Annotated in this window: 26 protein-coding genes; 11 read left to right on the top strand and 15 right to left on the bottom strand. The window is 67.4% G+C overall.

The annotated features are described in order from the left end of the window. Position 1: 1 nt before the first annotated feature. Positions 2 to 643: a Type 1 glutamine amidotransferase-like domain-containing protein gene (locus OG804_RS27145; RefSeq protein ID WP_328391234.1), complete on the top strand. Its 642-nt coding sequence runs from the start codon at positions 2 to 4 to the stop codon at positions 641 to 643. Here the strand turns inward: OG804_RS27145 and OG804_RS27140 are convergent. After that, positions 631 to 1,125, bottom strand: a complete 495-nt coding sequence (locus tag OG804_RS27140) for a GtrA family protein (protein ID WP_442941646.1) — start codon at positions 1,123 to 1,125, stop codon at positions 631 to 633. The two genes, OG804_RS27145 and OG804_RS27140, sit on opposite strands and share 13 nt — an antisense overlap. Before the next feature lie 169 nt (positions 1,126 to 1,294). On the opposite strand from OG804_RS27140, the gene OG804_RS27135 reads away from it, so the two are divergent. The 3 genes from OG804_RS27135 (at position 1,295) to OG804_RS27125 (ending at position 4,103) form a co-directional block, all read left to right on the top strand. Further along, positions 1,295 to 2,341, top strand: a complete 1,047-nt coding sequence (locus OG804_RS27135) for an NAD(P)/FAD-dependent oxidoreductase (protein WP_328391232.1) — start codon at positions 1,295 to 1,297, stop codon at positions 2,339 to 2,341. A gap of 74 nt (positions 2,342 to 2,415) precedes the next feature. After that, a complete protein-coding gene (locus OG804_RS27130; RefSeq protein ID WP_328391230.1) occupies positions 2,416 to 3,774 on the top strand; it encodes an FAD-binding oxidoreductase in 1,359 nt (452 codons plus the stop codon). 41 nt (positions 3,775 to 3,815) lie between these two features. Further along, the gene (locus tag OG804_RS27125; RefSeq protein ID WP_328391228.1) at positions 3,816 to 4,103 is read left to right on the top strand and encodes a GNAT family N-acetyltransferase; all 288 of its coding nucleotides are present in this window, start codon (positions 3,816 to 3,818) and stop codon (positions 4,101 to 4,103) included. A gap of 10 nt (positions 4,104 to 4,113) precedes the next feature. On the opposite strand, the gene cutA is transcribed toward OG804_RS27125, so the two are convergent. Then, positions 4,114 to 4,440 carry a divalent-cation tolerance protein CutA gene (gene cutA, locus OG804_RS27120; RefSeq protein WP_328391226.1) on the bottom strand — a complete coding sequence of 109 codons (327 nt, stop codon included), beginning with the start codon at positions 4,438 to 4,440 and terminating at the stop codon, positions 4,114 to 4,116. Positions 4,441 to 4,540: 100 nt separating this feature from the next. Further along, positions 4,541 to 5,203, bottom strand: a complete 663-nt coding sequence (locus tag OG804_RS27115; protein ID WP_328391224.1) for an AAA family ATPase — start codon at positions 5,201 to 5,203, stop codon at positions 4,541 to 4,543. A 54-nt stretch (positions 5,204 to 5,257) separates the two neighbouring features. Here OG804_RS27115 and OG804_RS27110 point away from each other — a divergent pair, with 54 nt between their 5' ends. After that, entirely contained in the window at positions 5,258 to 5,755 is a 498-nt protein-coding gene (locus OG804_RS27110) for a hypothetical protein (RefSeq protein WP_328391223.1), read from the top strand. Between the two features lie 9 nt (positions 5,756 to 5,764). On the opposite strand, the gene OG804_RS27105 is transcribed toward OG804_RS27110, so the two are convergent. Continuing rightward, the gene (locus OG804_RS27105; RefSeq protein ID WP_328391221.1) at positions 5,765 to 6,124 is read right to left on the bottom strand and encodes a winged helix-turn-helix transcriptional regulator; all 360 of its coding nucleotides are present in this window, start codon (positions 6,122 to 6,124) and stop codon (positions 5,765 to 5,767) included. 91 nt (positions 6,125 to 6,215) lie between these two features. Here OG804_RS27105 and OG804_RS27100 point away from each other — a divergent pair, with 91 nt between their 5' ends. Next, complete coding sequence (locus OG804_RS27100) at positions 6,216 to 6,875, top strand: NADPH-dependent F420 reductase (RefSeq protein WP_328391219.1); 660 nt, start codon at positions 6,216 to 6,218, stop codon at positions 6,873 to 6,875. 61 nt (positions 6,876 to 6,936) lie between these two features. Here OG804_RS27100 and OG804_RS27095 read toward each other — a convergent pair whose 3' ends face one another. After that, the gene (locus OG804_RS27095; protein WP_328391217.1) at positions 6,937 to 7,392 is read right to left on the bottom strand and encodes a VOC family protein; all 456 of its coding nucleotides are present in this window, start codon (positions 7,390 to 7,392) and stop codon (positions 6,937 to 6,939) included. A gap of 72 nt (positions 7,393 to 7,464) precedes the next feature. On the opposite strand from OG804_RS27095, the gene OG804_RS27090 reads away from it, so the two are divergent. Then, positions 7,465 to 8,103 (top strand): TetR/AcrR family transcriptional regulator, encoded by a 639-nt coding sequence (locus OG804_RS27090; RefSeq protein ID WP_328391215.1) that lies wholly within the window; start codon positions 7,465 to 7,467, stop codon positions 8,101 to 8,103. A 27-nt stretch (positions 8,104 to 8,130) separates the two neighbouring features. Here the strand turns inward: OG804_RS27090 and OG804_RS27085 are convergent, their stop codons facing one another. Together OG804_RS27085 and OG804_RS27080 are read right to left on the bottom strand one after the other, a co-directional pair. Further along, positions 8,131 to 8,916 carry an alpha/beta fold hydrolase gene (locus OG804_RS27085; RefSeq protein ID WP_328391213.1) on the bottom strand — a complete coding sequence of 262 codons (786 nt, stop codon included), beginning with the start codon at positions 8,914 to 8,916 and terminating at the stop codon, positions 8,131 to 8,133. Between the two features lie 4 nt (positions 8,917 to 8,920). After that, the gene (locus OG804_RS27080) at positions 8,921 to 9,580 is read right to left on the bottom strand and encodes an alpha/beta fold hydrolase (RefSeq protein WP_328391211.1); all 660 of its coding nucleotides are present in this window, start codon (positions 9,578 to 9,580) and stop codon (positions 8,921 to 8,923) included. A 72-nt stretch (positions 9,581 to 9,652) separates the two neighbouring features. On the opposite strand from OG804_RS27080, the gene OG804_RS27075 reads away from it, so the two are divergent. Both OG804_RS27075 and OG804_RS27070 read left to right on the top strand, forming a co-directional pair. Continuing rightward, positions 9,653 to 10,228: a PadR family transcriptional regulator gene (locus OG804_RS27075; protein ID WP_328391209.1), complete on the top strand. Its 576-nt coding sequence runs from the start codon at positions 9,653 to 9,655 to the stop codon at positions 10,226 to 10,228. A gap of 170 nt (positions 10,229 to 10,398) precedes the next feature. Beyond that, positions 10,399 to 11,772 (top strand): ATP-binding protein, encoded by a 1,374-nt coding sequence (locus OG804_RS27070; protein ID WP_328391207.1) that lies wholly within the window; start codon positions 10,399 to 10,401, stop codon positions 11,770 to 11,772. A gap of 252 nt (positions 11,773 to 12,024) precedes the next feature. On the opposite strand, the gene OG804_RS27065 is transcribed toward OG804_RS27070, so the two are convergent. From OG804_RS27065 to OG804_RS27055, 3 genes are all read right to left on the bottom strand, one after another. Then, positions 12,025 to 12,927: an IS5 family transposase gene (locus OG804_RS27065; RefSeq protein ID WP_328391204.1), complete on the bottom strand. Its 903-nt coding sequence runs from the start codon at positions 12,925 to 12,927 to the stop codon at positions 12,025 to 12,027. A gap of 154 nt (positions 12,928 to 13,081) precedes the next feature. Beyond that, positions 13,082 to 13,735: a hypothetical protein gene (locus OG804_RS27060; RefSeq protein WP_328391202.1), complete on the bottom strand. Its 654-nt coding sequence runs from the start codon at positions 13,733 to 13,735 to the stop codon at positions 13,082 to 13,084. A gap of 142 nt (positions 13,736 to 13,877) precedes the next feature. Continuing rightward, on the bottom strand, positions 13,878 to 14,711 hold the full coding sequence (locus OG804_RS27055) for a sigma-70 family RNA polymerase sigma factor (protein WP_328391200.1): 834 nt from the start codon (positions 14,709 to 14,711) through the stop codon (positions 13,878 to 13,880). 475 nt (positions 14,712 to 15,186) lie between these two features. Here OG804_RS27055 and OG804_RS27050 point away from each other — a divergent pair, with 475 nt between their 5' ends. Together OG804_RS27050 and OG804_RS27045 are read left to right on the top strand one after the other, a co-directional pair. Further along, the gene (locus OG804_RS27050) at positions 15,187 to 15,645 is read left to right on the top strand and encodes a hypothetical protein (RefSeq protein WP_328391198.1); all 459 of its coding nucleotides are present in this window, start codon (positions 15,187 to 15,189) and stop codon (positions 15,643 to 15,645) included. A gap of 55 nt (positions 15,646 to 15,700) precedes the next feature. Beyond that, entirely contained in the window at positions 15,701 to 16,006 is a 306-nt protein-coding gene (locus OG804_RS27045; protein WP_328391196.1) for a DUF7677 family protein, read from the top strand. 63 nt (positions 16,007 to 16,069) lie between these two features. Here the strand turns inward: OG804_RS27045 and OG804_RS27040 are convergent, their stop codons facing one another. The 5 genes from OG804_RS27040 to OG804_RS27020 form a co-directional block, all read right to left on the bottom strand. Then, on the bottom strand, positions 16,070 to 17,230 hold the full coding sequence (locus OG804_RS27040) for an acyl-CoA dehydrogenase (protein WP_328391194.1): 1,161 nt from the start codon (positions 17,228 to 17,230) through the stop codon (positions 16,070 to 16,072). A 116-nt stretch (positions 17,231 to 17,346) separates the two neighbouring features. After that, a complete protein-coding gene (locus OG804_RS27035; RefSeq protein ID WP_328391192.1) occupies positions 17,347 to 18,051 on the bottom strand; it encodes a TetR family transcriptional regulator in 705 nt (234 codons plus the stop codon). Between the two features lie 33 nt (positions 18,052 to 18,084). Continuing rightward, positions 18,085 to 19,365, bottom strand: a complete 1,281-nt coding sequence (locus tag OG804_RS27030; protein ID WP_328391190.1) for a hypothetical protein — start codon at positions 19,363 to 19,365, stop codon at positions 18,085 to 18,087. Positions 19,366 to 19,458: 93 nt separating this feature from the next. After that, positions 19,459 to 19,986 carry a 5-(carboxyamino)imidazole ribonucleotide mutase gene (gene purE, locus OG804_RS27025; protein WP_328391188.1) on the bottom strand — a complete coding sequence of 176 codons (528 nt, stop codon included), beginning with the start codon at positions 19,984 to 19,986 and terminating at the stop codon, positions 19,459 to 19,461. Continuing rightward, positions 19,979 to 21,151 (bottom strand): 5-(carboxyamino)imidazole ribonucleotide synthase, encoded by a 1,173-nt coding sequence (locus OG804_RS27020; protein WP_328391186.1) that lies wholly within the window; start codon positions 21,149 to 21,151, stop codon positions 19,979 to 19,981. The genes purE and OG804_RS27020 overlap by 8 nt, the downstream gene beginning before the upstream one ends. Between the last annotated feature and the right edge of the window lie 56 nt (positions 21,152 to 21,207).

Below are 21,207 nucleotides of genomic sequence, written 5' to 3'. Positions count from 1 at the left end.
CGTGCGACTCTTCCTGTCGAGCTACCGCTTCGGGGCGCACTACGACGTATTCGCCGCACTGGTCGGCGAACCGGGTCCGATCGCGGTGATCGCCAACGCCTGCGACTCCTGGCCGCGGGCTCGCGACGCCGCGCTCACCAGCGAATTGGTGCCGCTGCGAAGGCTGGGGTTCCGGCCGGAGGAAGTGGACCTGCGTGAATACGTCGGGCGGGCGGCCGATCTGACGCGCCGGCTGGCGCGGTTCCCGGCCCTTTGGGTACGCGGTGGAAACACCTTCGTGCTGCGCGCCCAGTTCGCCCGCAGCGGCGCGGATCGGGTCATCCCGGAGCTGCTGGGCGCGGATTCGCTGGTCTACGCGGGGTACAGCGCGGGCGCGTGTGTGCTGAGCCCCGACCTGCACGGCCTGGAATCCGCCGACGATCCCGACGAGGTGGCGCCGGCCTGCGGTATCGATCCGCTCTGGGACGGACTCGGCGTCATCGATCGCCCGATCGTCGCGCACCTCGATTCCCCCACCGACCCCGAAGGCACGGGTAACGCCCTGGCCGCCCGCCTCCGCGCGGCCGGCACCGCCCACTGGGCGCTCACCGATGCCGACGCCGTCGTCCGGGAGGGCGGCGAAACCCGCGTCTACACCGGGTGATCCGCAGGTCGGCGGCGACGGAATACGATCCAGCGCATGGCGGAGTACATGTAGACCGCCTCGCACGCGCCCGCCAGCAGCCGGGCGAGGTGGTACTGCAGGCCGAGCGCCGCGAGACCCGCCCCCACACCGAGGATGAAGACGAGATAGTTGATCACCACGACCACCGTGTAGATCACCGCCTGCTTTCCGGCCGGTGCGTGGGAACGGAAGTTGAGTCGCCGGTTGAGGTAGAACGCCAGCGCGAAAGCGCAGATATAGCCGACCGAGATCGACAACCACTCCGGTAGCCCGAGACCGCTGCGCAAACCGGTCAGGATGAGCAGATCGATGCCGAAGGTGCAGCCGTTGATCACGGCGAAACCGAGGAACGTGGGTGCGACGACACGGTCGAGCCCCCAGGGCAAGCGCGCGACCACCGCCGCGCACCAGCGGGCGAAGCGGATCTCCCATGTGTCAGCGTTCGTCGCCAGATCCTGCACGGCGCCAGCCTCGCAGCAGCAGGTGACCGGAAGGTGAGCATCCGGGAAACCCGCAGTTCGACAGCGGTTCCGTGCTATCCGCGGCCCGTCCACTCAGCCGGGCCGGCGTGCATGAGCCCGTCGGCCTTCATTGCTATATCGGCAAATTTCCTTGCCGATATTTCCGACTATGCGGATAGTCGGCGGCAAGGAGGTGGTCGAGGTGACCGAACAACTGGAACAGAGCTACGACGTGGTGGTGGCCGGCGGCGGAGCGGCCGGACTGAACGGGGCGTTGATGCTGGTCCGCGCCCGGCGGACGGTGGCCGTGATCGACGCGGGGCAGCCGCGCAACGCGCCCGCCGACGGAGTGCACGGGCTACTCGCACGGGACGGGATGCCGCCGACGGAACTACTCGAACGCGGACGCACCGAGGTGCGCGGGTACGGCGGACATGTGGTGACCGGGGAAATCGTCGCGGCTACCCGCGACGAGAACGGCTTCACGGTCACCCTCGCCGACGGACGGACAGTCCACGCGAGGCGACTGCTCGCCGCCACCGGCCTGACCGACGAACTACCGGAGATCCCCGGGCTGAGCGAACGGTGGGGCCGCGACGTCGTGCACTGCCCGTACTGCCACGGCTGGGAGGTCCGCGACCGGGCGATCGCGGTGCTCAGCCGCGGGCCGATATCGATGCACCAGGTGCAGCTGTTCCGGCAACTGAGCGACGACATCGTGTTCTTCACCCACGACCAGCCCGAACCGACCCCGGAAGACGCCGAGCGCCTCGCCGCGCGCGGCATCCGCGTCGTATCCGGCACGGTGACCGGAATCGAGGTCGCCGACGACCGCATCACCGGACTCCGGCTCGCGGACGGCACGGTGGTCGCACGGGAGGTCGTCGCGCTGGGAACCCGGATGGTCGCGCGGTCCGGCTTCCTGAGCAGCCTCGGGCTGGAGGCCGCCGATCATCCGTTCGGTGAGTACATCCCGTGTGACGCCACGGGCCGCACCGAAGTGCCCGGGGTCTGGGTCGCCGGCAACCTCACCGATCTCGCCGCACAGGTCGGCGCGGCCGCGGCGGCGGGTGCGACGGCCGGCGCGCACATCAACGCCGACCTGGTCCAGGAGGAATTCGACACCGCGGTCGCCGCTCGACGCGCCGGATTCTCGGCGCCGGCCGAGGCGCGACTGGCCGAATCGGTGAACGGCGCCCGGGGTCACGGACTCTGACCACCGCGGCCTCGTCCGCGCCCGGCGCGCGGACGAGGCCTCCCCCGCGGGCTCGGAGCGGCTAGCGTTGGGGCGTGGACCTGCGTGAACTGATCGATCGACTACCCGCCGGCGCGGTGCTCACCGACCCCGACCTGCGCGCCGGCTACCGCCAGGACTGGGCGAAAGACCCCGCGGCCGGTACACCCGCGGCTGTCGTCCGCGCGACCGCCACCGCCGACGTGTGCACGACGCTGCGATGGGCGAACGAGCACCGCGTCCCGGTGGTGCCGCGCGGGGCCGGCTCGGGACTGTCCGGCGGCGCGACCGCGGTGGACGGCGGGATCGTGCTCAGCACCGAGCGAATGCGCCGGATCAGCGTCGACCCGGTGACCCGGACCGTCGTGGTCGGCCCCGGATTGCTGAACGCCGAGGTCAAACGCACGGTCGCCGAATACGGGCTGTGGTATCCGCCCGACCCCTCGTCGTTCGAGATCTGCTCCATCGGCGGTAACGCCGCCACCAACGCGGGTGGTCTGTGCTGCGTGAAATACGGAGTGACCACCGACTACGTCCTCGGTATGGAGGTCGTCCTCGCCGACGGCACCGCGGTCCGGCTGGGCGGGCCCAGGTTGAAGGATTCGGCCGGACTGTCGCTGACCAAGATGTTCGTCGGCAGCGAGGGCACTCTCGGGGTCATCACCGAACTCACCCTGCGACTACTGCCGGCCCAGCCCGCCCAGAGCACCGTGGTCGCCTCCTTCGCGACCCTCACCGCCGCCACCGACGCGATCCTCGCGATCACCGGTGCGCTGCGGCCCGCCATGCTGGAGTTCATGGACACCGTCGCGATCAACGCGGTGGAAGACGAACTGCGCATGGGCCTCGATCGCGGGGCCGCCGCGCTGCTGGTCGCCCGCTCCGACGCACCCGGCGAACACGCCGCGCAGGAGGCTCGCATCATGCTGGAGGCCTGCCGGCGGGCCGGCGCGACCGAAGCCTTCCACACCGCCGACCAGGAGGAAGGCGAAGCGTTCACCGCGGCCCGCCGCTACGCCATCCCCGCCGTCGAACGGATCGGACCGCTCCTGCTCGAGGATGTCGGCGTCCCGCTTCCCCGGATCGGCGACCTCGTCACCGGGATCGCCGAGATCGCCCGGCGCAACGACGTCCTGGTGTCGGTGATCGCGCACGCCGGCGACGGCAACACCCACCCCCTCATCGTGTACAACCCGGACGACCCCGACGAAACCGACCGCGCGCACCGCGCCTTCGGCGAGATCATGGATCTGGCCATCTCCTTCGGCGGGACCATCACCGGTGAACACGGGGTGGGCCGCCTCAAGAAAGCGTGGCTACCGGGTCAGCTGGGTCCGGAAGTCATGGATCTGACCCGCCGGATCAAGGACGCACTCGACCCGCACGGCATCCTCAACCCCGGCGCGGTGCTCTGACCGCCGGAACAAACCCCGCCCGGCCCGTGGTTCCAACCAAGGTGAGCACCGAACTCCGACACAATGCCGACGACACCCGGTTCGAGATCTATCTCGACGGGACCCTGGCGGGTTATGCCGACTACGCGGAGACCGAGTCCCCGAAGGTCCGCAACTTCCACCACACGATCACCTTCCCGGAGTTCCGCGGGCGGGGCGTGGCGGCGCAGGTGGTGAAGTACGCCTTGGACGAGACCCGCGCCTCGGGCTTCGAGGTCGCGGCCACCTGCTGGTACGTGGACGACTACATCGGCGCCCATCCGGAATACGCCGACCTGGTGCACCGCTGAGCGGTCGCGATCAGCCGGCGGTCTCGTCCAGGATCCACTGCCCATAAGCGGGATTCACACCCGCCACCGGCACCGCGACCACCTGGGGCACCTCGTCCGGGTGTTCGGCATTGGCGCGTTCCACGATCACGGGGACGAGCGACGCCCGGGTGTGCAGCACGACGACCGCCTCGGACGCGTCCTCCACCGCCCCTTCCCACCGATAGATCGACCGCACATCCGGGATGATGTTCCCGCATGCGGCCAGCCGGTCCGTGACGAGCCGGTGGGTGAACTCCGCCAGCCATTCTTCGTCGGGTCCGCTGATCGTCACATCCACAAGATCGGTATCGCTCACGGCGTACATGATCCACGAGATCGGCCGATACCGCCGAGGAGACCCGTCCACGCCGCACGGCAGCGCCGAGCACGCCCGTGGTCAGCGCCCGGCGGTCGATTCACAGTCCGAAAGCACGCGTCACGTACCCGGCCGAGTCGTCCTCGGTCAGGTTCTCGTCGACCTCGAGCACGGGCAGACCGAGCCGCTCGGTCTCCGCACGCAAGCGGTCGGTGAACATCTCGTCGCGTCGCAGCAGGTTGTGCCGGGCGCGGTCCGGGTCACTGGTTCTGCTGGGAATCACCCAGCCGCGCCCCGCGAACACGTCCCGGCGTAACCGGGGTGTCGGCAGCAGCCAGATCGCGCGCGCCGGATCGGCGAGCAAGGGTCCGACGAGATGCGGCAGCAACCGGAACCCCTCGACGACGGTTCGATCCGAGATATCCAGCAGATCTTCGACGATCGAGGCGAAGCCCTCGCCCCGGAACCAGTGGAACGTTTCGAGCATCTCCTCCGGAGTCCGGTCCACCCAGCGCTCGTCCATGCTCATGGCCGTGAACTCGCGCAGGTAGGGCACATCGCGGGTGGAGCCGCGCCGCGCGTGCTCGGCCATGGCGTCGTCGGTCGAGTACACGCGCATACCGGTCCGGGCCGCGATGCGCCGAGCGATGGTCGATTTCCCGGCGCCGCTGCCGCCCCCGATCCAGTAGACATGCCGCAGCCGCGCGCGGAGCGCCGCCGGGTCGACGGTCCGCTCGGATTCACCGGGTTCCACCTCGTCCATTGTTCTCCCCGCCGACCACCCATCCGGCGACCGCAGCACACCGAACAACACCCCATGCCACAGCCAGATGGGTTCGACTGCGAATGCCGGACCGAGCCCTGGATCCACCTCGGGATGCTCGTCGCCAAGTCCACTGCCGGTCTGTACCGCTGCCCGGAGACCCTGCACTGCTTACACGGGACGACCGTGGCGCACGGCAGGGTGGCGGACCATTGGCGGAACGTCCCCGGTGAATGTCCCTGGGTGGGAATGAAAGTCACCGACCATGTCGCCTGCCCCTGCGGGCACCGCCCATGGATCAGTTCGCGTCAACTGCGCAGTCCGGTCCACCGCGATCACAGTGGCATCATCACCGCCATCGGCTGCCCGGGGTTGTGCCCCTCCCGCAATGTGACACTCGTCGACGGGCGCATCGGCGATCACTTGCGCGACAGTCGCACCATCTGCCCGTGGTCCGGCATCTCGATCGTTACCACCGACTTCGCGCCACCCCTGCTGATTCCGAGGGCGCGGTCCGCCGATCCGTCCCCGGAGAGAGAGAACACAGCCTAGGTGCTCGGGTCATGACGTCGAGTGCGGCTCGGTGAGTTCGGTGTGGTTATCGGCTGCCCATTGAGCGAGATGGGCCAGTGGTCCGTGGGCGAACGATTCGCCAAGTGCGGTGAGTCGGTAGATCGCACCGTTGTTCGTGGGCTGGCTGGTGACCGGTTTGGTGATGAGTCCGCGGGATCGGAGGCGTTGGAGCGATTGGGTGAGCACCTTGTCGCTGGCGCCGGTGATGCGGGCCAGTAGCTCATTGCGGCGTGTTGGTCCCAGGCGGAGCGCCGAGAGCACCACGGGATCCCACGTGTGATTGATGAGCTCGGTTGCCGCGCGTACGTGACAGTCGGAGACGAAGACTTGGCAGGATCCCTCGATCATGGGATCAGTCTCCCCCAATGCTCCTACCGATCGGTAGGAGCATTGTTCGTAGCGTTCTCGACGTCATCATTTCCCGAAGAAGGAGAACGTTATGGATATCGGCATCCTCGGCACCGGCAACCTTGCCGTGACGCTCGGCCGGGCCTGGGCCGGTGCCGGCCACTCGATTGTGGTGACCGGGCGTAATCAGGTGCATGCAAGCGAGGCAGCCGAACAGATCGGACCCGGGGCCACGGCCATCGCCCCGGACAACTTCGCGACGAGCGCGGATGTCATCGTAGTCGCGGTGTCCTACGAAGGGCTCGAGCCCGCCATCACGCTTGTCGGCGGTCCGGACGGATCCTTCGCCGGCAAGACGGTGATCGACTGCACCAATCCGGTGGACTACGCAACCGGTGAGTTGACGCCGGCGTCCGGGTCGGCGGCGGAGTTGGTGGCTCGCACGGCTCCCGGAGCGCGGGTGGTGAAGGCACTGCACCTTTTCGCCGGAGCTTCCTGGCCCTATACCGGATTGCCGGAGGCTGCGCCGGTCGTGGCTGTATGCGGAGACGAGCCCGAGGGGCTCGATCCGGCCACAACCCTCATCGCCGATCTGGGAGCCGAGACCGCGGTGATCGCGGGGTTGGCCCATGCTCGCCAGCTGGAAGAAGCCGCCGGATTTGTCATGAAGGTAGTCGCGGCCGGGTACAACCCGAGACGCGCGGTGCCCGACGTGGACCCTGCAGTGCTCAACTCAGCGCCCGCCAACTGACCCACCGACCAGTGCCGACGCAGGTGAGGGTCTCGGCATCACAGCCGGGGCCCTCGCCTGCTCACCTCGGGTTGCGCCGCCCGCCCGCCTGCCCGACATGTCCGGCGGCGTACTGCTCGGCGAATTCGCCGAGGGGTGCGATCTCGGTGATGATGTCGATCAGCACGCCGCTCGGATCGGCGATGATGAAGTGCCGCTGACCGAAATCCTCCGAGCGAATATCGAGTTCGGCCGTCAATCCGCCGTGCACGACCAGTCGCTCCCATTCGGCGTCGACGTCGTCGACCTCGAAGTTGAGTAGCAGCCCCTGGACGGGTTTGCGGTGATTCTCGGGGAGGGTCGGGTGTGTGGGATCGAGCAACGCCAGTTCGTAGTGGCGTTCGCCCGCCGCGCGCCGCAGGCTGACATACCAGTCCGCTTCGAAGGTGATCTCGAAATCGAACCAACGAGTGTAGAAATCGCGCGCCTGGGCGATGCGGGTGGTGCCGATGACCGGGTAGAAGCTGCTGAGTGCCACGTGCGCCTCTTTCACGTCGGAAGATTCACATACCAACGGTATGCGAACTACGCTAGGTCGCATACCGTTGGTATGTCAATGGGAAGGTTCGTGATGGCCGCATCGCTGCGCATCCAGCAGCGGGAACAGACCCGCCGCACCCTGCTCCACGAGAGCAGGCGCCTGTTCGCGACAAAAGGTTATGCCGCCGTGGGAATTTCGGAGATCGTCACGGCCGCGGGCGTCACCAAGGGCGCGCTCTACCACAGCTTCGACAGCAAACTCGCCTTGTTCCGCGCGGTCCTCGAGGATGTGCAGTCCGAGGTCGGGGATCGCGTCGCCGCCGCCGCGGATGCCCGAACCGACCCGTGGGAACAGCTCGTCGCCGGCTGCGAAACCTTCCTGACCACCTGCACCACCCCGGAGATCCAGCGCATCATGCTGATCGACGGCCCCGCCGTGCTCGGCTGGCAGGAGTGGCGCGCCCTGGACGAGACCACCTCCGCCCGCCACCTCGCCGAAGCCCTCACCATGCTGGTCGCCGATGGCGTCATCCCGGCCCAGCCCGTACCGCCGCTCACCCACCTGCTGTCCGGCGCCATGAACGAAGCCGCGCTCTGGCTCGCCGCCTCCCCCGACCCCGACGCCCTCGCCGACACTCTCGCCTCGCTACGCCGGATCCTCGACGCCATCCGCACCGGCCCCGGCCGCCGGGATCGCGCCCCGGAGTGAGATCCGCGCCCATGGGCAGCAATGAACTCAGGCGGTGGTGACAGGCTCCAGGAATTCCCGGACCACCCGGACGAACTCGTCGGGCCGCTCGAGGCGGACCACATGACCGCTGTCGATTTCGGCATAGCGGCTGCCGGGGATGGCAGCGTGCAGCTCGCGTACGTTCTCGACGGGGACGAAAGCGTCCTGGGTGCAGCCGATCACGAGTGTTTCGGCCTGAATGCCGGGCAACAGGTCGCGGATGTCGACGCGGCGGACGAGGTCGATCTGCCGCAGCACTCCGGGGCTGGGCCGCATGAAGCGGGCGGTGCGTTCGACGGCCTCGCTGCCGATGTCGTTGAGGTACCGGCGACTGTGGGCGGTCAGGGCCGCGTATCGGCCGAAGGCCTCGGCATCATGGGAAAGGCTCAGCCATACCGCCATGTTCGTACGCACGTACTCGTCCTCGGCATGACTCAGGGCCGCGACCAAGATCAGGCGGCGCACCAACTCTGGCCGGGTGGCCGCGAGGGCCGCGGCCACCACGGATCCCAGTGAGAATCCGAGGACGTCCACGGGCGCCGAGTCCGAATCCTCGATCACGGCGGCCAGCTGCTCGGCGAGTATTTCGACGGTGAGATCACCGCCGGCGTCCTCGGCCTTCTCGCTTCCGCCGAGGTCGGGCAACAGCACGGTGTGCCGATCGGCCAGCAGGCCGCTGGTGCCGTTCCAGCTCACCGACCCGGGGCCGGTGCCGTGCACCAGTACCAGTGCGGGCCCGTCACCCTCGACGCGATAGTGGACGCGGGCGTCTCCGACAATGAGTTCGGTCATGGTTTCACTCCTCGAGCAGGATCTGAACAAAGGCTTCGGGGGCTTCGGCGGCGACATTGTGTCCGGTCGGCAGGGTGTGCACGCGCCAGCCGGGGTCGCGGCGAAGCCGCTGGTAGACCTCGGCGAAAGGGGTGCCGGACCAGCCGTCCAGGTAGATGTAGTCCTTGCGGTGGACCTGGATCGGGCCGTCGAGCCGGATCCGCTGCAGGAACGAGGCGAGCGGATGCGGGGTCGTCCGCGGGTCCAGGCCCGGTGGAGGTTCGACGCTGTGTCCGTCGAGCCGGGCTCCCTGGAGGAACAGCTCCCGGAAGGCCGGCGTCGTGAGCTCGAAGCAGGAGTCGCCATCGGCCGGAACGTAGGCATCGCTGTAGACCAGCCGCCGGACGCGGCCGGGCAGGCGGGCCGCGGCGCCGGTGATGACCATTCCGGCGTAGCTGTGCCCGACGAGCACGGCGTCGTGGATGTCTTCGGCCTCGAACAGGCTGACAACGTCCTGGATGTGGGTGTCCAGATTCGTCCCCGCGGTACGCAGATGGGCCCGATCGCCCAGGCCCGTCAGGGTCACGGGGAAGGCCGAGTGTCCTTGGAGCCGAAGAGTTTCGGCGATCTCACGGAAGCGCCACCCGCCGTGCCAGCCGCCGGGGATCAGAACGAAGGTCGACATGGGCAGTGACTCTAATCGAGACACTCTAATAGAGTCAACACTATTAGTGGGTTCAATCGGTAGGATGGCGCCGTGTTGACCTTGAGCATCTTGGGATTCCTGGCCGAGGAGCCGCTGCACGCCTATGAGCTCCGGGCCCGGATCTCGGGCTTGTCGGGCCATGTCCGCCCGGTCAGCGACGGGGCGCTCTATCCCGCGCTGAACCGGCTGCGCAAGGCGGGACTGGTGGACCGGCAGGAGGAGCCCGGCCGCGGAGCCACCCCACGCCAAGTGCTCTCCCTCACCGCGGCGGGCCGGGCCGAGTTGCTCCACCGGCTCCGCGAGCCGGCCGACGTCGAGATCACCGACCGCAACTCGTTCCTCGTCCTACTCGCCTTCCTCGGCCTCCTGCCCGACCCGGCCGACCAGGCCCGAGTCCTGCGCCGCCGGCTGGAGTTCATGGAAGGACCGGCCAGCTATTTCTACGCGGACGGCAAACCCCTGCGCGCCGCCGAGATGACCGACCGGTTCCGCAAGGGCATGCTCACCCTCGCCGCCGCGACCAGCCGCGCCGACCGGGCCTGGCTGGAAACCACCGTCGCCGACCTCGACCGGGAATCCCGTTCGCACGAGCCGGGTAGACCTACTCCGGCAGCACGCGACTCGTGAAGCCGGCATCGACGAGCCGGGAGTAGGCCTCGGCCACCGGCACCGGTACTTCCTGCTGGATCGCCCAGTACTGTCGGGCCAGCGGCGACCGCACAGCGGGGCACACACCCGCACGCGGCCGAACGCGCGAGTCAGGAGCGGCCGAACGCACGTCGACTATACGACCAAACGTGCACACGCCAGCGGCCAAGCGTGCACGAAGAAGCGGCCAAGCGTGCGCCATACCTGCGGCCAAGCGTGCGCCACACTTGCGGCCAAGCGTGCATACCAGGGATGATGGCGGGATGCCGAATCCCGTCCCATCCAGCCTGGTCGCACGAAAAGCCCAGGTCATGGTCGATGACGCTCTGGCGGACACCCGTGTTGTCGCCATCAATGGCGCACGTCAGACCGGTAAGAGCACGCTGACCCGGCTGGTCGCCGAGCGGCATCAGCCGATGCGCACCCTGACACTGGACGACCCCGCGACTCTGCGGGCCGCGCACGACGACCCCGTCAGCTTCGTCGAACACGACGGTCTCCTGGTTATCGACGAGGTGCAGCGAGCTCCAGAACTATTTCTACCGATCAAGATCGAGGTCGATACCGACCCGACGCCCGGACAATTTCTGCTCACCGGATCGGCTCAGGTACTCGCTCTGAAATCACTGCCCGACGCGTTACCCGGACGCATGGAGACCATCGAACTTTGGCCCTTCTCGCAGGGCGAGATCGCCACCGCGCCCGACCGCTTCGTCGATGCCGCCTTCACCCATGGCCCGAGGCTCGTTCACGATTCGACACTGCGCCGCCGCGATTACCTGGAACTTGCCGCAGCCGGAGGCTACCCAGAAGCGGTTCGCCGGACGGATCGGCGCCGACCCGCCTTCTTCGAGAACTACCTCGACACCTTGATCAAGCGGGATATCCAAGAGATCGGGGCGATCGAACGCCCCACACAACTCCGGAAACTCTTGCAGCTGTTGGCAGTTCGCAGCGCGAACCTACTGGTTGCAGGCACCCTCGCCGGTGAGCTCGAGGTTCATCGCACCACCGTCGCCCGCTACCTCGCGCTGCTGGAAACCGTATTCCTCATCAAAACCATTCCGGCCTGGTCCGCAGGTGCCACCTATCGTACGATCGGAACACCCAAGCTCGCCTTCGTCGATTCCGGCATCCTCTGCCACCTGCTCGGCCAAGGACCCGCCCGGCTCGCCGACCCAGGCGGCGCCGCCGGCTCAGTGCTCGAAAACTTTGTCCTCATGGAATTGGCCCGCCAGCTCACCTGGAATGACGAACGAGTAACACTGTGGCATTACCGCACCAAGGACAAGGTCGAGGTAGATGCGGTTCTGGAAACCGCCGACGGCCGGATCATCGGTATCGAAGTGAAAGCCGCGGCCACCGTGCGCACACCGGATTTCGCCGGCCTCCGGCATCTTCGCGACCGCCTCGGCGACCGGTTCATCGCGGGATTCATTCTCTACTCCGGCCAGCACTCACTACCGTTCGGCGACCGCCTTCGCGCGCTACCCATCGATGCACTCTGGCAGGCCGCACCCTAACTGCGGAGCCGACTGCCCACTTGTGACCGCCCAAAGCGCCATCACCCCGCCTCTAGCGCCCCCGCGATCATTGCCCGGCCGTGAACATCTTGCGTTCAGGGCGTCGGCCCGGTCACAACCTCACCAAGTCCGGCGTCAACACTCCGGTCAATCCAAACGCCGGACCTCAAATGCAGGCCCAGGAGGTTCGGAGCAGACTAGGGCGTGTGTCGAAGTGGTGAGCAGTGGGCGGGCCGACGGCCCGCCCACTGCTCATGGGTGGCGGAGCCATTGGTTGATCGCGGCGATGTGGATGGTTGCGAGGTAGCGGACGGCGAGTTTGTCGAATCGGGTGGCGACTGCACGGTGTTGTTTGAGCTGGTTGATGCCGCGTTCGATGGTGTTGCGGTCACGGTAGATCACCGGATCGAACGCCGGTGGTCGTCCACCGGCCGAACCGCGGGCCCAGCGGTGGCCGGCTTGACCGTCGGGCACCGGGATCGTGGCTTTGATCCCGCGCCGACGCAGCCAGTTGCGGTTGCCGCGACTGGAGTACGCCTTGTCGGCCAGTACGCGATCCGGTCGTCGGCGGGCCCGGCTCCCGGATGCGGGGATCTGGATCCGGTCGAGGACCGCCGCGAAGTGCGGACTGTCGCCGGCCTGGCCGCCGGTGAGCAGCATGCTCATCACCCGGCAACGGTCCTCGCAGGTCAAATGTAGTTTTGTTGTCCATCCGCCTCGTGACCGGCCCAGGGCATGGTCACCGGGTTCGCGCTCACCGGGGCCGCTCGGTGGTTCAGCTTGATTGTCGGGGTCGCGGCGGGCCCCGGCCGCGTGCTGATGGGCTCGCATGATCGTGGAGTCGACGCTGATCTGCCATCTGATCGCACCGGCGGCCTCGGCGCAGGCTTGCAGCGTTTTCAGGATCACTGCCCAAGCTCCGGTTCGCTGCCATCGCCGGAAAAGCCCATAGATCGCCGACCAGGATCCGTAGTGGGCTGGGATATCGCGCCACGGGCAACCGACGCGGGTGCGCCATCTGATTCCGTTGATGAGTTGTCGTTTCGTCCACACGGGCGGACGGCTCGTCTTCTGGTTACGGGGCAGCAGCGGCTGCAACCGCGCCCATTGCGCATCGGTCAGATCCGCGCGCCCCGTCACCGCTACGCTGGCCATGAGGTCTCCGGTCGGTCTTCGGTTTTACTTGGTCGTTCAACCGACTTACCGGAGACCTCGCCTATTTGCCAACGCGGCCAAGATGTTTCAGAAATCAGCAGGTGGGGTGGCACCGCATAGCGGTGCCACCCCACCTGTTACTTCGACACAGGCCCTAGAGGCGAATGACCGCGATCGTCTTGTCGTCGTGGCGCTTTGCCCGGGGCAAGCGTCGGCCGTCAGGATCGACGTCGGCCTCCCAGTCGTGGCACCGAGCGAGAAGATCGAGCAGAGCCGCGGGTTGTTGAACCGCAATGTCCCGCCAGCCGATACCGATGGCCTCGAGAGTGTCGCGCGCACCATCGGTGGCCACCACGACCCAACCGACCGAATCGCACGAATAGGATGTCAAAACCGCCTGGTCAGCTGCTGATGGGTCGGCTTCGGCAATCCAGTAGCCAGTAGACCGATTTCGTTGCGAATGCTGCTGACGCTGTAATTCACGAAGAAGTCGGCGGTGAGTGTCGTCGTATCCTGCCCCTTCGGCCAATCGGCGCTGATATTCCGCACTCTCGGGAATGGCGAGGTTGCTCAACCGATCGTCCGTGATGACCTCGTACCGACCATCGTTGAACCCGACGATGACGGTGGTGTCCCCCAGTACCAGTACTTCGACTGAGCGGGTTTGGATCTGCACGATTGCGACAGTGCTCGAGGGTGACGAGTTCGGTTGCAGGTCGAGCACTTCGGTGGTGCCTCGGATCGCATCGGCCAGGATTTCGCGGAGGGTGTCGGCCCGGCCTAGACGGCCGACGAGCGCAGCGCCCAAGACGTCTACGTACCGGCGGGCTGAAGGGATACCGGGGGCGTGAGAGGTTGCGCCATCGAGAACTATGACACCGGCGTCGTGGGACAGAGCGCGGTCCTCTCCAGTCTGCTCGGGCAGCTCCGCTATCGCGATCTCCAACGGTTCACTCCCGTGTCGTGAACGGACCCGCGACGATCCGGCTCCCGGTGATCGATAGCTCAGGGTCGAAGTCGCATTCGATTACGGCGCTGGTGAATCGGGCCGATGGCTCGTAGAGCGAGGCTACGTTGCTGGTCAGCCAATGCGCGACGCCCAAGGAACCGATACTCGTCACACCTGCGATATGGACGACGACGCGGCCGCCCTCTACCCGCCTGGCGAGGTAGCCGATGTCGGTTCGGTTCGCGAAGTCGGCGCGGAACGGCGAGCTGTGTCGTCGCCCGGAAGACTTCTCGATCAAATACCAGGTACCTTCGATGTTCTCGAAACTCAGAGCCTCGTCGGCAGCAAGGAGATTCCGCGCCACCGGCGCCGACTTGGGGCCGCAGATCACCACGGCGTCACCAGCAGGGACCTGCTCGACATCTGGGTCTATCGCGAATCGTGTGGATATGAGTGACAGACGGGCGAGGTCGGCTTCGATGCGCTCCTCGGTCGCCTGGTCGCTGGCGTCGAAGTACGGACGTCCGCGCCCGTCCTCGACTCCGAAGCGCCGGGGAATGCCCACCACAACCGGACCGATACCGAAGAATGCGCGTTCGGCTGGCGGAGCGCTCGTCCTGATCTGACTGATCCGTCCCTTGGTGATACCGAGAAGTTCCGCGATCTCGGTATAGCTGAGACCGGTGCAGTGAGCTTCCTCGATCGCCTCCTTCCGAAGTCTCGCCAATTCGGTGGCCCGCTGCTGGTAGAGCGTGATCAGTTCGGTCGCATACCGGCCACGGCGCACCGGGTCCGGATCGCTGCGAACCTCGTCGAACTCGCTTGAGCCATCCATACGCCAAGTTTAGAACCCCTTGACGGCGAAGGGCAGCAGCCGTAGGGTCATGTTTACACCCCCTCAACCGCCGATGCCTTTCACAAGTTCGATGTTTATAGGGGGTAAACGTTCGAGCAATGCGTGCTTCAACTGTCTCGCGCCGGACCCGACACAAGACAGCAGCCCTGTTCAGTACACCGAACCTGCGAGGTCACACCATGCCCGACCAACGCCCTCCGCTGCCCACCCGAGCCACCAACCGAGCTATGGCAGCGACGCTGTGGCTGTGGCAAATCACTCGATGCACGGACGTAGCGATCCTCGAACGTGTCGCCTCAGGGCTACGCGACCTACCCGACGCGCATCTGCCAAACCATCGATCGTCCGGTGCCGTTCACGCCGACCTACACCCCGACACGGGTTAACGCCCTCGGATTCGACAGCGCCCGGCCGACACCGATGCCGGACAACCACCCATCACAGAAAGCTGGACATGTCCACACAAGGCGGACCGGCGTGCGAATGCCGAATCGCGCCCTGGATCCACACCGGCATGCTCGCGCCCAAGTCGTCCCTGGGGATCTACTACTGCCCGGAAGAGCTGTACTGCCTCCACGGAACCCGACTCGAATATGGTCGGATCGCAAGCCACTGGCGCAACATCCCCGGCGAATGCCCCTGGGTAGGAATGAGAGTCACCGACAAATCAGCGTGCGAGTGCGGACGTGGGCCGTGGATCAATCTCCGGCAATTGCGAATCTTCATCCGCAAGAACCTCATCGGCCCCGTCACCGCTATCAGCTGCCCCGGACTGTGTCCGGGAACGCTGGTCTCGGTCGTCGACGAGCGAGTCGCCGACCATCCGCGCGACAGCCGCACCCGGTGCCCATGGTCGGGCACACGGATCATCCCGCTCGGCACACCCCCACCGCTGTTCCCGCCAACGCGTTGACTCCCACGCCGCCTGTAACCGGAGGTCAGCGGTGGGAGCCGTGCATGATGTGCAGGTGGGACATCTTTCAGTCGACGTGCGCGCTTCGCTCCGGCTCTTCGCCTTCTACTTGGCGAACGGCACCCTCGACCTCGACCTGCTCGACGGAATCGACTACCGCTCTGCTGTCTTCGAGTTCGGTTCAGGTCTGGAGCAGGTCTTCGCCATCTACACCAATGTGCTGCAGGTCGATGCGGACGGCACGGTGCTCAACGATGGGGATGCGCAGTACCGCGTCGCCCAATGGATTCGTGCCTGCTGCGACCCGAGCTACCAGGTCGAGCCGCCGTTCCAGGATCGGGAGACCGAACTCCATCTGTGAAAGCACCCAGCGGCGGCCTGAGTACATTCCCAGACCGCCTACCGGACAACGAGACTCGGAGAACTATCCCTTGAGCAGGGCGCGGGACATCACGACCCGCTGGATCTGGTTGGTGCCCTCGTAGATCTGGGTGATCTTCGCGTCGCGCATCATCCGCTCCACCGGGAAGTCCGTGGTGTAGCCGGCCCCGCCGAACAGCTGCACCGCGTTGGTGGTGACCTCCATGGCCACATCGGAGGCGAAGCACTTGGCGGCGGCGGAGATGAAGCCCAGGTTCTTTTCGCCGCGTTCAGCGCGGGCGGCCGAGGTGTAGACCATCAGGCGGGCCGCTTCGATCTTCATCGCCATATCGGCCAGCATGAACTGGGTGTTCTGGAAATCGGCGATCGCCGTGCCGAACTGTTTGCGGTCCTTGGTGTAGGCCAGTGCGGCGTCCAGGGCGCCCTGCGCCAGGCCGACGGCCTGCGCGCCGATGGTGGGACGGGTGTGGTCGAGGGTCTGCAGGGCGGTTTTGAAGCCGGTGCCCGGTTCGCCGACGATGCGGTCGCCGGGGATCTTGCAGTTCTCGAAGTACAGTTCGGCGGTGGGGGAACCTTTGATGCCGAGTTTGTGCTCGAGCGGGCCGACGACGAAACCTTCGTCGTCCTTGTGCACCAGGAACGCGGAGATACCGTTGGCGCCCTTGTCGGCGTCGGTCACCGCCATCACGGTGTACCAGGAGGATTTGCCGCCGTTGGTGATCCAGCATTTGGAGCCGTTGAGGATCCAGTCGTCGCCTTCCCGGCGGGCGCGGGTGCGCATACTGCCCGCATCCGAGCCGGCTTCCCGCTCGGACAGCGCGTAGGAGGCCATCTCACCGTTGACGATATCGGCGAGGACCTTCTGCTTGAGCTCTTCGGAGCCGTTCAGGATCATGCCCATGGTGCCGAGCTTGTTCACGGCGGGGATCAGCGAGGAGGAACCGCAGACCCGGGCGACCTCTTCGATGACGATGCAGGTCGCCACCGAATCGGCGCCCTGACCGCCGTAGGCCTCCGGCACGTGCACGGCGTTGAAGCCGGCGGCATTGAGCGCGGTGAGGGCTTCCTCCGGAAAGCGTGCGTGCTCGTCCACATCTTTGGCGTGCGGTGCGATTTCCTTCTCGCACAGGGCGCGGATGGCCGCACGCAGCTCGTCGTGGAAGTCCGCCAGCTTGAACAGATCGAAATCCGGGTTTCCCGCCATTGGGTTCACTCCTGTTGCGTACGGGGCGGTGCCGCTGATCGGCACTCAGTGTCAAGTCTTTGCTCAGTGTACCGCGTGTGCCGCGCGCTGTCCGTGCCGGATTATGGCACTCAGTGTCAGTCCGTGGGCGCTTCTGCCAAACTACCGAGCCGCTGCCGCAGCAGTTCGGCGACATGCCGGGCGGGCAGATCGCGGCGGAACACCGCGAGCACCAGTTCGTCGTCGCCCCCGGGGCGGCGGCTGCCGCGCGGAATCTCGTTCAGGGCCGCGCGCAGGTCGGCCGCTCCGGCCGCCGACTCGCCGCGGATCATCCGGCGCAGCAGATAGTTGTGGGTGGCGGTCACCGCGGCCGCGAACTGCACACGCGCCAGGTCGGGTGAATCGGGCAGGCGCTCGCGCAGGTAGTCGGTGAACAAGCGCTCGTACCGGAACACGGTGACGATCTCCCGGTCACGCAGCGCCGGAACCCGGCGCACCACGCGGTAGCGCCGTTCGGCGATATCGCGCCACCGGGTGAAACGCTCGAACACCTGCACCGCGGCCTCGCAGACCGCGTCCCACGGATCGGTCTGCACCTGCTGCAGATACTCCTGGGCCGCCGCCAGCTGGGCCTCGTGATCGGCGAAGATCACATCTTCCTTGGACCGGAACTGCCGGAAGAACGTGCGCCGCGATATCCCGGCCGCCTCGGCGATCTCATCCACCGAGGTCGCCTCGTAGCCCTGATCAGCGAACAGTCGCAGGGCCTCGTCGACGACCCCGAGCCGGAACCGGACCAGTTCGGCGCCGCCGACCCGGCGGGCGGATTCCTCGTTGTCCATGGCGCCACCGTAGCGAGCGGCGGCGCGCTGCCGTCACAGTCGTCCACCGAGGCCGATACGAATGTCCGCTCCGCTGAACAGCAAGTCCGCGGCGCGGCCGGGCGCGGGGACCTCCTCGACCAGCCGAGCCCGCGGCGCGACGCGGCGCAACTGCTGGAGAAAGACCTCCACCGCGAGCGTCGCCGACTGCTTACCGGGACAGATGTGCGCACCGAATCCGAACGTCAACGGCATCTTGCCGCCCCGCGCCGTGCTCAGGCAGTCCGGGAAGGCCGCCGGGTCGCGGTTGGCCGCCGCGAACATCACCAGCACCGGCCCCGCGGGCAGCTCGGTGCCACCGGCCAGCGTGACCGGCCGGAGAATACGCCGCTTCCACGCCACCAGACCGGGATCCAATTGCAACACCTTGACCGCGATGTCACCCGAGGTCGCCGGGTCGGCCAGCAGATCCCACCACAGCCGCTCCGGATCGCTCAGCAGCCGCTGGACGCCCTGCTGGATACTGCCGCTCACCGTGTGCACTCCGGCCGCGAGGGAATTCGCCACGGCCGAGACCGCCACCCGGCGCGGGATCCCGGCATCGCGCATCCGGGTCGCGAAACCGACCGTCCCGCTGCGCAGATCGTGGTCGACGGCCCGGCCGCTCGCCGTGAACAACTGGCCGAGCGCGGCCACCGCGCCGGCCAGTTCCCGGCCGCGCATCCATCGGCCGAGCAACCCCGACTGCGCGCCGCTCCACACCGCGACCCGGCGCCATTCCGCGGCCGGCAGACCCACCGCGGAACCGGTGATCCCGGTCGCGTAGGCGATGGACAGGGCCGTTACATCCAAGGTTGCCTCGGCGGTCCCGATCTCGGCGAGCGCCGCATCGAAATGCTCGACCATCGCCGCGACGCGCGCCGGTCGTTCCGCGGCCCGGAGGGTGAAATGACCGGCCGGGCCGCCCATCGTGTTCCACACCTTTCGGTGCAGGCGATCGTCGGTCAGGTCGGCGGTGGCCGTGGCGGGCAGCGGAATCAGGTGCCGGAACAGGTGTGGGAGCGCCCTCGGGGTCGCGGCGATCCTGGGGTAGCCGACGAGCGGTTCCAGGGAGTTGGCCCGGGATATCTCCGGCCGCTCAGCGGCCAGGACCGCACGGACATCGTCGTACTTCCAGATCATCCGCAGACCCGACCGATGCCGGTACGACGGTTGCGGCCATTCGTGCAGCAGCCGATACCGCTCGTCGCGTTCGGCGAAGGACAACTGGTTCGCGGTCACCGTCGCGAAAGGGAACTCCGCCACGGGCAGCACCTGACTATCGACCCTGTACACCGGCCAGGATCGTAAAGCCGACGGCATCCACCACGTTTCCCGCCGGCGGAGAGTGTGACCACCCGGGCACCGTCGCGCCGGGCGGACTCCGGTTCAGCCCAGCAACCGCGTGCGCAGCGCCGCGTCCTTCTCCAGCACCATCGTCTCCAGGCCTGCCTGGAACTGCTCCATACGGACGCGCAGCGCGGGATCGTGGGCGCCGAGGATGCGGGCGGCCAGCAGGCCGGCGTTGCGGGCGCCGCCGATGGAGACGGTCGCCACCGGAACTCCGGCGGGCATCTGAACGATCGAGAGCAGCGAATCCATCCCGTCGAGATACTTCAGCGGCACCGGCACGCCGATCACCGGCAGCGCGGTCGCCGAGGCGACCATGCCGGGCAGATGGGCCGCGCCGCCCGCACCCGCGATGAGCACCCGCAGACCGCGCCCGGCGGCGTCACGGGCGTAATCGAGCATGCGCTGCGGAGTGCGATGCGCGGAGACCACACCGACCTCGAACCGGATGCCGAACTCGGCCAGCGCCTCGGCGGCGGCCTCCATGGTGGGCCAGTCGGAATCACTGCCCATGACCACCCCGACCGCCGGGGAGCCCGGAACACTGCCTTCCACCACGTCACTCATGCGGATCCCATCCATCGGTCCATACCGCGTGCGACATCCAGTGCGCCGCGCGCTCGGCTCGTTCCCGCACCTCGGCCACCTCGTCGCCGAGCACGTTCACGTGCCCGATCTTGCGGTCCGGTCGTTCGCCCTTGCCGTACAGGTGCACCTTGGCGTCGGGCATACGGGCGAACATGTGGTGCAACCGCTCGTCCATCGACATGGCGGGCGCCTCGGGCGCACCGAGGATATTCGCCATCACCGTGACCGGGGCGAGCGGGCTGGTATCGCCGAGCGGATAGTCGAGCACCGCACGCAGATGCTGTTCGAACTGTCCGGTGCGCGCGCCGTCCATCCCCCAGTGCCCGGAGTTGTGCGGGCGCATCGCCAACTCGTTGATCAGCAGCGTGCCGTCGGTCGTCTCGAACAGTTCCACGGCCATCGCCCCGACCACGCCCAGATCGGCCGCGAGCCGCAGCGCGAGCTGCTCGGCTTCGGCGGCCAGCTCCTCGGAGAGATCGGGCGCCGGGGCGATCACCACGGCGCACTGACCGTGCCGCTGCACCGTCTCCACCACCGGCCAGGTCGCGGCCTGACCGTACGGGGAGCGGGCCACCATCGCCGACAACTCGCGCCGCAGCGCGACCCGGACCTCGGCCAGCAGCTCCACTCCCGCCCCGAGCTGCTCGGCGGCGATCTTCGCGGCCTCCTCGGCGTCGGCGGGCATCCACACACCGCGACCGTCGTACCCGCCGCGGATCGCCTTGAGCACGATCGGCCAGCCGTGTTCCTCGCCGAACCGCACGGCCGCGGCCTCCGACTCGACCACGGTGAACGCGGGCACCGGTAGCCCGCGCGCGGACAGTTCGGTGCGCATGGCCAATTTGTCCTGCGCGTAGCGCAGCGCCTGCGGCGGCGGGAGCACGTTCACCCCCTCCGCGACCAGCGCCTCCAGATGTTCGGTGGGCACATGCTCGTGATCGAAGGTCAGCGCGTGCGCACCGGTCGCGGCGCGGCGCAACGCGCCGAGGTCGGAATGGTTGCCGATCACCACATCGGGACTGACCTGGGCCGCCGGGTCATCCGGTCGTTCGGCGAGCACCCGGAGCCGCTGGCCGAGCTCGATAGCGGCCTGATGCGTCATCCGCGCCAGCTGGCCGCCGCCGATCATTGCGACGGTGGGCATCGCGGCAGGGTCGAAACTACGTCCGTTCACGTCGGTCAATACTGTCACGTCCTGCG

Origin of the sequence: Nocardia sp. NBC_00416 (genome assembly GCF_036032445.1) — a bacterium.
Classification (GTDB): domain Bacteria; phylum Actinomycetota; class Actinomycetes; order Mycobacteriales; family Mycobacteriaceae; genus Nocardia.
The sequence above is the reverse complement of the archived record's forward strand: the minus strand, read 5'-3'. Positions and strand labels throughout refer to the sequence as shown.

Bases quoted from the DNA above. Each gene is read 5' to 3' on its own strand.
- OG804_RS27105 (WP_328391221.1), bottom strand. From the start codon at position 6,124: ATGATCGAGGGATCCTGCCAAGTCTTCGTCTCCGACTGTCACGTACGC.
- OG804_RS27090 (WP_328391215.1), top strand. From the start codon at position 7,465: ATGTCAATGGGAAGGTTCGTGATGGCCGCATCGCTGCGCATCCAGCAG.
- OG804_RS27065 (WP_328391204.1), bottom strand. From the start codon at position 12,927: ATGGCCAGCGTAGCGGTGACGGGGCGCGCGGATCTGACCGATGCGCAA.
- OG804_RS27135 (WP_328391232.1), top strand. From the start codon at position 1,295: ATGCGGATAGTCGGCGGCAAGGAGGTGGTCGAGGTGACCGAACAACTG.
- OG804_RS27020 (WP_328391186.1), bottom strand. From the start codon at position 21,151: ATGCCCACCGTCGCAATGATCGGCGGCGGCCAGCTGGCGCGGATGACG.
- OG804_RS27040 (WP_328391194.1), bottom strand. From the start codon at position 17,230: ATGGCGGGAAACCCGGATTTCGATCTGTTCAAGCTGGCGGACTTCCAC.
- OG804_RS27110 (WP_328391223.1), top strand. From the start codon at position 5,258: ATGCCACAGCCAGATGGGTTCGACTGCGAATGCCGGACCGAGCCCTGG.
- OG804_RS27050 (WP_328391198.1), top strand. From the start codon at position 15,187: ATGTCCACACAAGGCGGACCGGCGTGCGAATGCCGAATCGCGCCCTGG.
- purE (WP_328391188.1), bottom strand. From the start codon at position 19,986: ATGAGTGACGTGGTGGAAGGCAGTGTTCCGGGCTCCCCGGCGGTCGGG.
- OG804_RS27035 (WP_328391192.1), bottom strand. From the start codon at position 18,051: ATGGACAACGAGGAATCCGCCCGCCGGGTCGGCGGCGCCGAACTGGTC.
- OG804_RS27055 (WP_328391200.1), bottom strand. From the start codon at position 14,711: ATGGATGGCTCAAGCGAGTTCGACGAGGTTCGCAGCGATCCGGACCCG.
- OG804_RS27080 (WP_328391211.1), bottom strand. From the start codon at position 9,580: ATGTCGACCTTCGTTCTGATCCCCGGCGGCTGGCACGGCGGGTGGCGC.
- OG804_RS27100 (WP_328391219.1), top strand. From the start codon at position 6,216: ATGGATATCGGCATCCTCGGCACCGGCAACCTTGCCGTGACGCTCGGC.
- OG804_RS27115 (WP_328391224.1), bottom strand. From the start codon at position 5,203: ATGGACGAGGTGGAACCCGGTGAATCCGAGCGGACCGTCGACCCGGCG.
- OG804_RS27085 (WP_328391213.1), bottom strand. From the start codon at position 8,916: ATGACCGAACTCATTGTCGGAGACGCCCGCGTCCACTATCGCGTCGAG.